The following is a 12,121-nucleotide window of genomic DNA, read 5'->3' on the forward strand; positions in this document are numbered from 1 at the left end:
AAATTAGAGAAAGACAGTGTGTTGTGTAGTGATGGCTATAAGCCCTACATAGCTCTTTCTGAGAAAAATGATTTAATACACAAGCGCTTAGATGTGGCAGGAGGAATTAAGGTGATAGATAAAGTCTTTCACATTCAAAATGTTAACGCCTATCACAGCCGTCTGAAAGCGTGGATAAAACGGTTTCACGGAGTAGCCACAAAATACTTGGAACACTACCTAGGTTGGTTCAGGTTTATGGATACTCCAGAAAACCTTAACGAAAACAGGCTCTTTTCGATTCAACAACAGTTAATCCGAACATAGCCACTAATAAATACCGGCTTGGACGAATAGCGCCAATTTGTGGCGCATCTGTTTCCTTCTGCCTGGTGAATTTTCTTACCTTATATCCACAGATAGCAAGCAACACATAAACCGCTTTGCTCTCTGCCTGTTTAACAACCTGAGTGACTTAAGCGTTAGTCAATGCTCTGCCACCATGGCTTGCTGGCAGGCGGCGATGCGAGGTTTATGGGCTGGCCAATCAGCGGCGTATGTAGCTGATAAGGCGCATTTTCGCTGAGTGCCTGAATTTCTTCGAAAGGTTCTTTCCACGGATGGCGTGCCAGCGCGAAGCGACCAATGTGAATGGGTAGCAGTGCCCTGGCGTTAACATCTATCGCTGCCTGCTTTGACTCACTGGCGGTTATGTGAATATAAGGCCAGCGTGGATCGTATTGCCCGGTATCAAGCGCCACCAGATCGAAGCCACCAAAGCGTTCGCCAATGGCTTTAAAGTGCGGGCCGTAACCTGAATCCCCGCCCAGCAATAGACGGGATTGCGGGCTGGTAATAACAAATCCGCCCCACAAGGTCTGATTGCGGGTCAGGCTGCGTCCTGAATAGTGTCTGGCCGGTACCAGGTGAATTTGTACGTCATTGTCTAACTCCAGGCTGTCATACCAGTCTGCTTCGTGCAGCTGCTCTGGTGTGTAGTCCCAGTGAGAAAAATGGGCGCCGATACCCAGCGGAACAAACACCTTTTTTACCTTGTTTTTGAGCGCTACGGCGGTGTTGTAGTCGAGGTGGTCATAGTGGTCATGGGAGATAAGCAGCACATCAATCTCTGGTAAATCGTCCACTGTAAAGATGGTTGTTCCTTTAAACGCTTTAACCATAAACGAGAACGGCGAAGCGTAGTCGCTGAAGACCGGATCTACCAGAATGCGCTGGCCGTTAAGTTGCAGATAAAAGCCTGAGTGGCCAAGCCTGACGATCAGGTTTTCCTCGCGGGGGAGGCTTTTAAAGTCTACTTTGTTTACCGGTATCGCCCCTTGCGGTGCCAGATTATCGGCCGATGAGGTAAGGTTACCCCACATCACTGACCAGGTACTGACGCCTTCTTTGAGTACCGGCGTGGTTACCTGATTATGAAAAGCTTGTTTCCCTGCATTGTAGTTAGCTGACCCCGAATATGCCTTCTGCTGTTGTGCGTCCGGCGCCGCGCCAAACCGCGCGAGGTTGAGGACCACACAACCACCCAGAATGAGTGTGGCTGCGATAATCAGTAATACGGTTATAGCGCTTTTCATTTTGAGTCTTCTCTTTGCTGCTGCCGGGTCTGGTATTGCCATGATACCGGGTCATTATCACAGACCATTGCTGCCCCTGACAGCCACAAAACGCGGTATCTCTTGCCTGATACTCCTATTCCGGCAATTGCCGAAGGTTTAAATAGGCATTGAGAATTGTTGATCCAAATCTAAGTTATTTCATTCATAGCCAAAGGGATAAGGGTGCTCTGGGGCCCCTTTGTGGTGAGATAAGCGGGTAGTTATTGAGAGGTCTAAGATAATCCCATGCACAGTAAGTCCCACCCTGCGGAAGTTCCTTTAAATGACACGGATGTGTTGCTTTCCACAACCGACATGGATAGCCGGATAACCTATGCGAACAGCGATTTTTGTCGTATCGCCGGATTCAGTACAGAGGACATGTATGGTCAGCCCCATAATCTGGTGCGCCATCCGGACATGCCGGCGCAAGCTTTTGCTAACATGTGGCAAACCATCCGGGCTGGTCAGTCCTGGATGGGGCCGGTTAAAAACCGCTGTCGTAATGGCGATTACTACTGGGTTAATGCCTTTGTTACTCCTATTCGCGATAGCTCAGGCAACATTTGCGAATATCAGTCGGTGCGCACCAAGCCGGATCCGGAGGTGATAAAAAGAGCCGAACAAACTTATCAGCAACTGAGTAATCATCAGGATAAGCCGCAGTTGTCGGAGCACGCCGATTCGCTTCCTCAATTCAGATTGGGGCTGATATTACTGGCCGGATTAAGCTTTTTGTCTGTCTTTTATAGTGAGCTTTCTCTCTATGTGAATTTGGTGGTGTGTCTACTGGCGGTGGTAATGCTTGGCGTTTTCATACGCTGGTCCGCCCGCCTGCAGGCGCTGACTGAAAAGTCCCGCCGGATTTTTGATAACCCTCTGATGAGCTTTCTTTACTCGGGTCACCGGGATAGTCTGGCGGCCATTAACCTGGCGCTTGAAATGCAGCAGGCACAGTTAAAAGCGGTGGTCGGCCGGGTGAATGATGCGTCACTTAACGTTTGTGAAAATTCCGCCAGCAGTCTGCAGTGTAGTGATAAAGTCAGTTTGCATTTACAGCGTCAGATCGGTGAAGTCAGCCAGGTTGTTGCGGCTATGGAGCAACTGTCGCAGACCATCGGTGAGATATCGGGTAACGTAAACGGGGCCGCCGAAGTGGCAAATGAGTCTGAGGCCAGCACCTTTTTCGGCAAAGGCAATGTCGAGGCAACGATTCAGAATATTCAGAGCCTTAATCGCGACCTGCAGCTCGCCGATCAACAGGTCGCTGGCATGAGCAAAAGTGTGGCGGATATCAGCCAGGCCCTGCAAGTCATCGAGGGGATTGCCGAGCAAACCAACCTGCTGGCAGTCAATGCGGCCATCGAGGCCGCGCACAGTGGTGAGTCAGGTAATGGTTTTGTAGTAGTGGCCACTGAAGTCAGAGAACTGGCAACCAGAACGCAGAAGGCTACAGATTCCATTAAACAAGTGCTCGAATCTCTTTCTTCCCATTCAGGCAGTGCTCGTCATGGAATGCAGCAGGCTCTTAACTCGTCCCTCGATTGTGTGGGGCTGGCAGAAAGCTGCGGCTCGAGCCTGATGACGATTCAAAATGAAGTGAGTCGCCTGGCCGACCTCAACCGCAGTATCGCCGCGGCCATTGAACAACAGTCAGCCGTTGCCACCGAAGTGACTGGCAGTATCAACAATATCATGGCGCTGGCATCACAAAGTGGCGAAGTGAGTTCGCAAGCCAAGGCGCTGAATGCCTCACTGATGGATAAAGTTGAAGAACAAAGCGCGTTAATACGGCAGTTTGTGTAGGCAGAACATTCAGATGAGGAAAACCCGGCTCCGAAGTGAACCGTAGCGGCGCTTTAGCGGTACTCATACCACTATCAAATAATGAGGCAGTTTATGTGGTGTGCAGAGTGTGAGTCGATTGACGAGTATTTTTATTCTAATACGTACTTTTGGTTGTTTTTACCCACCAGTGAAGCCATTGATAAAGTCACTAAGATGGCTGAGTATGCGAAGTATCCGCTGGAAAATGTGGAGCATAGGTGTTTGCGGGTGCAGGTTGAGCAAGGCCAGACGGGGAACTTTCTCAATCAACTTAATGGCTGTCTCGATGGGCCTGAATTTGGCGGTACCAAGGTAACCACTTCTGCCCAGCCTTCACAGCTTTCCATTGAAGAGATAGGCAGGATGACGACGGCTGAGGTGCTTACCCGCCGCTATCAGGCCCAATGGCTGGCACAAGCCATGGACAAGCATTCTTATGAAAGCTGGTTTCAACCTATTGTCAGGGCGGGCAGCGATGTGACAGACCCGTCGATCTTTGCCCATGAGTCACTGTTCCGTATCTTTGATGCTAATGAGTCTTTAATACCGCCTGGCTTTGCGTTCTCGCTGGCCGAGCAAAGTAACTTACTGTTCGCGCTGGATCTTACTGCCAGACGTTCGGCAGTTGAGTATTTCTCACGGGCTAAACTGAAGGGCAAAGTGTTCATTAATTTTAACCCCTCAAGTATTTACGATCCGGCTTATTGCTTACGTGCCACGGCTTCAGCTATCAATGAACTGGGTCTCAAGCCCGCAGATGTGGTGTTTGAAATTGTAGAAACCCACCGCGCAAATGACATGAACCACTTAAAGGGGATCCTGTCATTTTACCGCAGCTCAGGATTTGGGGTGGCGCTCGATGATATTGGCTCAGGCTGGTCTGGTTTAAATCTGCTGGAGCAGTTGAGACCGGACTACGTGAAAATTGATATGGAGCTAATCAGCGGCATCGACGAAAACGCTTACAAGCAAAATATCGTTAAGCACCTGATTCAGATAGCCCGTAAAAATCGTACCGAAGTGATTGCTGAGGGGATAGAAACTGAAGCTGAGGCGGAAATGCTCACCGAGCTGGGAGCGGACTACCTGCAAGGGTATTACTTCGCTAAACCAAAACGTTACAGTGACCGGATCAGCGCTGAAGAACGTGAGTCGATTTATCAGTCAACCCGGCCTATTGAAGAGGCAAAGAAAGCACACCAACTCTCATAGTTCACACTGAGCGCTTAGCGCATTTGAACAAAAAAAGACAAGTGTTGTTTACATTTGTCTTTTTTTAAACTACATTAAGTAAAGTTTATTTTACTTTATGGAAGGTTTAATTGATATGGCTCACTCTCAGGAACTAAGCCGCCGGCAACGTAATCAGCTTAATCACCGCCGACTGGCCGGTTTTACTCTGGTCTGGCTGTTGTCGTTAGCTCTGGTGTATTTTGGCCACCGCTACTTATGGGGTGGAGCGGCACTGGTGACCACCGCAATGGTTGGGCTCAATATTATTGCGGGCATCGCAATGATGATGGCCAACAAAAAACTGCTTGCCGGACTGGATGAGCTGGAGCAGAAAGTTCAGCTGGAAGCCATGGCATTGGCATTAGGGGCAGGATTGGTAGGAGGCTTTGCTTATTCTGCGCTGAGTCAGACCGGTGTATTACCGTTCCATGCGGAAATTGCACATCTTGCCGTTTTTATTGCGCTGACCTACCTGGTTGCCATGGTTAAGGGAGTGAAGAAGTATCAATGAAAAACCGATTAAAAGTGCTCAGAGCAGAACGAGACTGGACCCAGGCCGATTTGGCAGAGCGACTGGATGTGTCCCGGCAAACTATCAACGCTATCGAGAAGGGCAAGTTTGACCCGAGTCTGCCCCTGGCGTTTAAAGCATCACGATTATTTGACTTAACCATCGAAGAAATATTTCAGGACGAGTAACCCTTAGCAAGCGGAGAAAATTATGTACAACCTAACCTGTAATACAAAAAATCATATCACTATCGCACTGATATTTGCTGCCGCATTGCTGTTGAGCAGTTGGCTTATGCAAGGTCAGGAGAACTCAGCGGCGGTGTTTATTGGCTTGATCAGTGCCTATCCATTGCTGACTCGTTTGCTAAAAGACAAACGTTCAGCCGGGTGTTAGTGATATGCAGTGGTGTGCCTGGCATGAAGGTATGGTTCTGTCATTCCTCCCTTTCGCCAGGCTTCCCTTCAGGAGCGCGGCTGTGAGTATCCGGCCAGTTGCTCAAACAGCTTCAGACGTTCCACCGGCTTGCTGATGACATCGGTAAAGCCAGCTTCGCGGTAGGCGCGAACATCGTCCTGCATTACATTGGCTGTGAAAGCCAAAATGGGGATGTCACGGTTGAATTCGCGTATTTTGGTGCAGGCCTCTATACCACCCATAACGGGCATTCTGATATCGCACAGGATCAAATCATATTGTGTCGATTTTACCGTCTCGACCAACCTGGCGCCGTTATCCACAAACGTAGCCTGAGTACCACACTCCAGCAAAAAAGCCTCGACAACCAGTTGGTTAATTTCATTGTCTTCTGCAATCAACACCCTTAAATGACTCATATCCGGTGCTTCAGGAGCAGATGGTGGAGTGCTTGTGGGGGCAGACATTGTCTCGGGGTGGTAAGCTGTGCGCGGCAGTAATATGGTAAAGCAGCTACCAATATCGGGCGTGCTCTCTACCTGTATTTCTCCGCCCATCAACTTTACCAGCTGTTCAACAATGCTTAGGCCAAGGCCTGAACCGCCGTACTGTCGGGTTGTGGTAACATCCCCTTGCGTAAAGGGCGTAAACAGCTTTGCCAACTGTTCCTGTCGGATACCAATGCCGCTATCTCTGACCTGTATTACTACCAAAGGCTCGGGAGTGGTCCGGGTTTCCACAGCGACTGACACGTAGCCCTTATGGGTAAATTTAATCGCATTACTAACCAGATTAGACATCACCTGTTTAAAACGAAGCGGATCAATTTCAAAATTGCTGGGTTCATCGTCGGGGTAGGCCAGTGTGAGCGCTATCCGCTTTTGTGTGGCAACGGCAGACTGTTCATTGATGACCTGGCTAAGCAGTTCTTTAAGGTTTACCGGCAGTTCTTCCAGCGTCATTCGATTTTCTGCAGCTTTTGAATAGTCCAGAATGTCATTGATAATGGCTACTAAAGTGCGGGCGCTACTCAGTGACTGAGTGATGAACTGGCTTTCGCGATTACCCGTCGCCAGGCCCTCCAGAACTTGTAAACTGCCGATGAGACCGTTAAGTGGTGTGCGGATTTCATGTGACATCAGGGCTAAGAAGCGCGATTGTGCATGATTGGCGGCTTCAGCGGCCTCTTTGGCTTTCTCTAACTGCAGGGTCCGTTCTACATCGGCTGTGATATCCAGGTTGACGCCAATCAACTGGTTAACCTTGCCTTCTTTATCGTGCAGCACAGATGCCATGGCCCTGATGTATTTAAGCGTATTTCCTGGTGTGAGAATCCTGAATTCCTGGATATATGGCTTGCCGGTCAGCATGGTCTCCTTAAAAGACTGTATAGCTGCAGCGAGGTCCTCCGGGTGTACGGCTTTTCGCCAGTCCTCCAACTCGCCCGCGAAGAGCTCAACGGGGGGTTCGTAAATGGCAAACATGCGGGAGTCCCAGACCAGCGTGTCGTTATCTACCCGATACTCCCACACGCCGATTTTAGAAAATTCCAGCGCCAGCGCCATGCGGGTATGCATGCGCTGTTCTTCCTCGTGCTTACTGACTTCTTCGGTAATATCCTTAAATGTCCCATACAGCCTAACTACTTTATTTCCTATTTTCTGCGCGTGGCCGTGAGCATTCACTATCCGCTTATCGCCTTTTGCGGTAACAAAAGGCAGTTGCAGGTCGTATGGTGTGCCATCTGCCTCGAGTTTAGCCAACGCTATCTTCAATGAGGATTGCGCGGCAGGCGGGAAAAAAGACAACGCATCGTCAATGCGGGGTGTGAAGTGCTGACTGTCGGTTTGATGAATCTGATGGGTCTTTTTAGACCAGTAGGGCGTATTGGTTTGTTTGTCGAGCTCCCAGACGCCCGTGGCGGTTACTTCCTCGAGAATTTCCAGTGAGGCAGTGCTGCGTTTTAATTCTGTGACATCCTGACCAATCCAGTACATGTGCTCGTTACTTTGATCGATATCCGTATGCCAGAGCAACCAACGGATACCCGAGGCGCTGGCATAGCGAGTCAGAAACTTATTACCTACGCCGGAGGCTGCCGACTGTGCTAACTGAAAAGAAAAAAAGTGAAGTTCGTCGGCACTGACAAAGTCAAAAATCGTAGCGGGTGTTTGCTCTTTGCCAGCCTGCTTATACAACAGCTGCGCGGCGGGATTGCAATGCACAATATCACCATTATAAACGGTGACTAACTGGAGGTCTGCCGAGAGTCGGTTAAACCTTTCAAAGTTGATGTTCTGGCTCACAGGGGTCTCATCTAATAGCAAATTAACGTACTGCAACTGCTGATAGCAGTTTACGTTTGGGTTAGAGCCGGGCTTAGAATTCCCTGTATCGCCAATTAAATGATCAACCCAATCAACAGACTCCGTTACAAGCGTAGGAAACTTTGCGCAGATTTTCTAATTTCTACTATCTTTGAATTATGAATGGCAGGTAATTGTTAAGGCTTATGATTGATAACATTGACAGATGAAATGGATGGCACGATGAATCCGAAGGCGAAAGTATCAAATCAACCACCGCAAGCAATCAACAGCGCCCAACATTGTGTCGGCTGCTACCTGCGTCACGCCAACGTTAACAATGCAACTTCAGCCTGTCGTTACTGTTTTACCGGAAAAATTGTGGCGCCGGACACGCTTGTTCTGCCGCCGGTCTGGACTGGGTTAAATGCCCTGTCGGTGTTCTCGGCGATGCAAAACCTGCCTATGGAAGCGCTGCAAAACAAGGTGCTTAAAATTGATTTTTCACAGGTTGAATTTCTCGATTCGTCGGGGTTGGGGGCGTTGGTAGGACTGCAAAAACAACTGGTGGAAAACCAGATTGTTATGCAGATTATTGGTGCTGATGCGCATGCCCGGCGGTTACTGAAAACCGCCAACCTGCATCAGATGTTCTTTATTAATTAGCGGGTAGTCCGGCTAGATAAATTTACTCAAATGAGGGTGTGCAAGCTCGATCCACTGCTTTAAACAGGGTTCATCGATGAAGCTGAAATCAGCAAAGTCAAAGCCCGGCGCAACCGAACAACCTACCAGTGAATAGTCTCCGGTAGTAGTGGCTGCCTGATAGTGGCCTCCGGGGACCACAGTTGCCAAATCATCTTCCGGCCCACCAATGCGTTTTTCATGCAGCTGTTGCTGGTGCAACTGGTACAGCGTGAGCGGCGCGCCATCATAGTGGTTCCATATTTCGTCGTGCAGAACTCTGTGAAAGCGACTCACCTGACCCTTTAACAGCAAAAAGTAAATATGCGTAACAGCGGGTCGGGGCAAACCGTGTTTAGGTGAACTGACCTGGGCAGCAGAGCGGTAGATTTGACGATAATAGCCGCCCTCCGGATGGGGTTCCAGACCGAGTTTATTAACTAAAGGATGCATTTATTACTCCACTGAGGACATGACCAATATTCCCGTTATTGGCAGAAAAGCCTTAAATACAGGCCGTAGCGGCTTGATTAAAATTTAAGCATACATAAGGGGGACGCAATGTGCATCTGTTTTATTAATTTATTGTTAATTTATTGCTACGGAATAGGGCGTAAAACAAAGCTTTGAACTTATTACACACCCGGGTACGTATAAATTTCATAAAATCGTTCAGGTGTAATGCTGTTAATGTGTAAGTATAAGAAATTTATGAGGTTATTGACTGGTTAGGAAAATGCATGAACGGTTAAAGGCAAGTAATCACAGCAATGAAAAAGGAAGCGTAAAACATGAAATATCAAACCTATTCGCCGCTAAAGGTGAATGATCATTCCTATTCTGCGATCAGTTTTGACAAGCTTTCCGAACAGCACGACCTGGCAAGACTGCCGTTTTGCGTCAAAATTCTCCTCGAAAATCTGTTAAGGCACGAGCACACAGACTTTGTCAGTGATACCGATATTGAAACCATCGCCCGATGGGATACCAGCGACGGCGATGACCATGAAATTTCCTTTGTGCCAGCCCGGGTCATTCTGCAGGACTTCACCGGCGTGCCGGCAATTGTTGATTTAGCAGCCATGCGCGATGCCATTAACCGTTTAGGCGGTGATGCGCAGGCGATCAATCCGCTCAATCCGGTTGAGCTGGTGATTGACCACTCGGTGATGGTAGATCACTTCGCCGAGGAAGATGCGCTTAAAAAGAACACTGCAATCGAGGTAGAGCGGAACAAAGAACGCTATCAGTTTTTAAAATGGGGACAATCGTCCTTCGATAATTTTAAGGTGGTGCCACCGGGCCGCGGGATCGTGCATCAGGTTAACCTTGAGTACCTGGCGCGATGCGTATTTACCAAAGAGCAGGGTGATGAGACTCTGGTTTATCCCGACACGCTGGTGGGAACCGATTCCCACACCACTATGATTAATGGTCTTGGCGTACTGGGCTGGGGCGTTGGCGGCATCGAAGCAGAAGCCGCGATGCTGGGCCAACCGGTTACCATGTTACTACCTCGTGTGGTAGGTTTCAGACTAACCGGCAAATTGCCTGCCGGTGTGACGGCAACTGATATGGTACTCACTATTACCGAGCAATTACGTAACCATGGCGTGGTGGGTAAATTTGTTGAATTTTATGGTCCGGGCCTCAGTTCGCTGACGACCGCGGATCGCGCGACCATTGCCAATATGGCCCCTGAGTATGGTGCAACCTGTGGTATTTTCCCGCTTGATGATGTTGCACTGGATTACCTGCGTCTGACCGGCCGTGATGAACAGCAAATCGAGCTGGTGGAGGCATATGCTAAACAAACCGGCTTATGGCACGACGATAACAGCAAAGATGCGGAATATCATGAAACTCTTGAGCTTGATCTGAGCGAAGTGGTGCCGTCCGTTGCCGGGCCAAAACGTCCGCAGGATCGCATCGCACTGGATAACGCCGCAGCGGCATACAACGAATGGTTGTCGCAGCAAATCGACGTTGCTGATGTTACTGAAGAGGCCGATTTTGTTGCCGAAGGCGGTGATGCGCCGGTGGTCGACGAGGATCACGCTTCCTATGTGAAGCTGGATGACAATGCCTTCAATCTGGAAGATGGTGCGGTGGTCATCGCAGCCATTACAAGTTGTACCAATACTTCTAACCCGTCGGTGCTGATTGCCGCCGGTCTGGTGGCCAAGAAGGCTGCTGAACTTGGTCTTACCCGTAAACCCTGGGTTAAAACTTCACTGGCACCTGGTTCGCAGGTGGTCACTCAGTATCTGGAAGACGCCGGCCTGATGCCTTATCTGGAACAGCTGGGTTTCAATCTTGTTGGTTATGGTTGTACTACCTGTATCGGTAACTCAGGACCACTACCTGATGCTATCGAAACGGCAATTCGCAAAGCCAAACTGTCGGTGACTTCAGTACTTTCTGGTAACCGTAACTTTGAGGGGCGTATCCATCCTGATGTAGCCGCTAACTATCTTGCCTCACCACCGCTGGTAGTCGCCTATGCGCTGGCAGGTAATATGAAGATGGATATCGCTAACAGCCCGATAGGTAAAGACTCTCAGGGCAGCGATGTATATCTTAAAGATCTGTGGCCAACGCCTGAAGAGGTTCAGCAATACATTAAAGACAATGTGTCGGGCGAACTGTTTAAAGCCAAGTACGCCGACGTGTTTAAAGGCAGCGGTGTTTGGAATGATCTGGAAGTCTCTGATACTTCTGTGTATGACTGGCCGGATTCTACTTACATTGAACATCCGCCGTTTTTTGAAACGATGTCAACGACGCCGGATCCTATTGGCGCCATTAAAGACGCCCGCTGTCTGGTAAAAGTAGGGGATTCCATCACTACCGACCATATTTCACCGGCAGGCGCTATTGCGCCGGACAGCCCCGCAGGTGAGTACCTGCAGGAATTAGGTGTAACGCCGGAGCACTTTAACTCCTATGGCTCACGCCGGGGTAACCATGAAGTAATGATGCGCGGTACTTTTGCAAATGTACGCCTCAAGAACCAGCTGGCGCCGGGCACCAGTGGCAGTGCTACCACGCACTTCCCAAGTGGTGATGCCATGTCGATATACCATGCTGCCATGCGGTACAAAGAAGAAAAGGTGCCGGCTATTGTTATTGGTGGTAAGGAATACGGAACCGGTTCCAGCCGTGACTGGGCTGCCAAGGGGCCGTCGCTGATGGGCGTTAAGGCTGTGATTGCCGAAAGCTTTGAGCGTATTCACCGTTCCAACCTGATTGGTATGGGGATTTTGCCGCTGCAGTTCAGTGACGGCGACAGTGCCGAATCCTTAGGCCTGGAGGGTAATGAGCAGTTCTCTATCGAGCCGGTGGAACGTGGTCAGAAAAGCACGCAAATGACCGTCACCAAGGTCGACGGCAGCACTCTGACTGTTGATTTAACGGTGCGAATTGATACCGCCAATGAATTTACTTATTACGAGCACGGCGGCATCCTGCATTACGTAATTCGTGAGTATCTCAAGGCGTAAATGCTAACAACAAAAAAAGGGGCCTAGGCCCCTTTTTTTATGCTT

General features: G+C 49.4%; 11 protein-coding genes. 8 read left to right on the forward strand and 3 right to left on the reverse strand.

The window, feature by feature from the left end; all coding sequences use genetic code 11:
* Window positions 1-306 (forward strand): IS1595 family transposase (locus tag C6Y40_RS10810; protein WP_146129467.1); only part of this gene is annotated, 306 nt, incomplete at its 5' end.
* A gap of 155 nt (window positions 307-461) precedes the next feature.
* On the opposite strand, the gene C6Y40_RS10815 is transcribed toward C6Y40_RS10810, so the two are convergent.
* Window positions 462-1,574 carry an MBL fold metallo-hydrolase gene (locus C6Y40_RS10815; protein ID WP_105934595.1) on the reverse strand — a complete coding sequence of 371 codons (1,113 nt, stop codon included), beginning with the start codon at window positions 1,572-1,574 and terminating at the stop codon, window positions 462-464.
* 267 nt (window positions 1,575-1,841) lie between these two features.
* On the opposite strand from C6Y40_RS10815, the gene C6Y40_RS10820 reads away from it, so the two are divergent.
* The 5 genes from C6Y40_RS10820 (at window position 1,842) to C6Y40_RS10840 (ending at window position 5,562) form a co-directional block, all read left to right on the forward strand.
* On the forward strand, window positions 1,842-3,401 hold the full coding sequence (locus tag C6Y40_RS10820; RefSeq protein ID WP_105934596.1) for a methyl-accepting chemotaxis protein: 1,560 nt from the start codon (window positions 1,842-1,844) through the stop codon (window positions 3,399-3,401).
* A gap of 93 nt (window positions 3,402-3,494) precedes the next feature.
* Entirely contained in the window at window positions 3,495-4,634 is a 1,140-nt protein-coding gene (locus C6Y40_RS10825) for an EAL domain-containing protein (RefSeq protein ID WP_105934597.1), read from the forward strand.
* A 115-nt stretch (window positions 4,635-4,749) separates the two neighbouring features.
* Window positions 4,750-5,166, forward strand: coding sequence for a hypothetical protein (locus C6Y40_RS10830; protein ID WP_146129545.1), 417 nt, complete (start codon window positions 4,750-4,752; stop codon window positions 5,164-5,166).
* Window positions 5,163-5,354, forward strand: a complete 192-nt coding sequence (locus C6Y40_RS10835) for a helix-turn-helix transcriptional regulator (protein ID WP_105934599.1) — start codon at window positions 5,163-5,165, stop codon at window positions 5,352-5,354. The genes C6Y40_RS10830 and C6Y40_RS10835 overlap by 4 nt, the downstream gene beginning before the upstream one ends.
* A gap of 22 nt (window positions 5,355-5,376) precedes the next feature.
* Entirely contained in the window at window positions 5,377-5,562 is a 186-nt protein-coding gene (locus C6Y40_RS10840) for a hypothetical protein (protein WP_105934600.1), read from the forward strand.
* A gap of 68 nt (window positions 5,563-5,630) precedes the next feature.
* Here the strand turns inward: C6Y40_RS10840 and C6Y40_RS10845 are convergent, their stop codons facing one another.
* Entirely contained in the window at window positions 5,631-7,889 is a 2,259-nt protein-coding gene (locus C6Y40_RS10845) for a hybrid sensor histidine kinase/response regulator (RefSeq protein ID WP_146129546.1), read from the reverse strand.
* Between the two features lie 210 nt (window positions 7,890-8,099).
* Between C6Y40_RS10845 and C6Y40_RS24975 the strand changes: the two genes are divergently transcribed.
* A complete protein-coding gene (locus C6Y40_RS24975) occupies window positions 8,100-8,555 on the forward strand; it encodes an STAS domain-containing protein (RefSeq protein WP_205664764.1) in 456 nt (151 codons plus the stop codon).
* A 12-nt stretch (window positions 8,556-8,567) separates the two neighbouring features.
* Here C6Y40_RS24975 and C6Y40_RS10855 read toward each other — a convergent pair whose 3' ends face one another.
* Window positions 8,568-9,026 carry a cupin domain-containing protein gene (locus C6Y40_RS10855; RefSeq protein ID WP_105934602.1) on the reverse strand — a complete coding sequence of 153 codons (459 nt, stop codon included), beginning with the start codon at window positions 9,024-9,026 and terminating at the stop codon, window positions 8,568-8,570.
* A gap of 338 nt (window positions 9,027-9,364) precedes the next feature.
* On the opposite strand from C6Y40_RS10855, the gene acnA reads away from it, so the two are divergent.
* Window positions 9,365-12,076: an aconitate hydratase AcnA gene (gene acnA, locus C6Y40_RS10860; protein ID WP_105934603.1), complete on the forward strand. Its 2,712-nt coding sequence runs from the start codon at window positions 9,365-9,367 to the stop codon at window positions 12,074-12,076.
* Window positions 12,077-12,121 lie beyond the last annotated feature (45 nt).

Origin of the sequence: Marisediminitalea alba, assembly GCF_002993365.1 — a bacterium.
GTDB lineage: Bacteria > Pseudomonadota > Gammaproteobacteria > Enterobacterales > Alteromonadaceae > Alteromonas > Alteromonas alba.

Coding starts and splice junctions, on each gene's coding strand:
- C6Y40_RS10815 (WP_105934595.1), bottom strand. CDS start 1,574: ATGAAAAGCGCTATAACCGTATTACTGATTATCGCAGCCACACTCATT.
- C6Y40_RS10820 (WP_105934596.1), top strand. CDS start 1,842: ATGCACAGTAAGTCCCACCCTGCGGAAGTTCCTTTAAATGACACGGAT.
- C6Y40_RS10825 (WP_105934597.1), top strand. CDS start 3,495: ATGTGGTGTGCAGAGTGTGAGTCGATTGACGAGTATTTTTATTCTAAT.
- C6Y40_RS10830 (WP_146129545.1), top strand. CDS start 4,750: ATGGCTCACTCTCAGGAACTAAGCCGCCGGCAACGTAATCAGCTTAAT.
- C6Y40_RS10835 (WP_105934599.1), top strand. CDS start 5,163: ATGAAAAACCGATTAAAAGTGCTCAGAGCAGAACGAGACTGGACCCAG.
- C6Y40_RS10840 (WP_105934600.1), top strand. CDS start 5,377: ATGTACAACCTAACCTGTAATACAAAAAATCATATCACTATCGCACTG.
- C6Y40_RS10855 (WP_105934602.1), bottom strand. CDS start 9,026: ATGCATCCTTTAGTTAATAAACTCGGTCTGGAACCCCATCCGGAGGGC.
- acnA (WP_105934603.1), top strand. CDS start 9,365: ATGAAATATCAAACCTATTCGCCGCTAAAGGTGAATGATCATTCCTAT.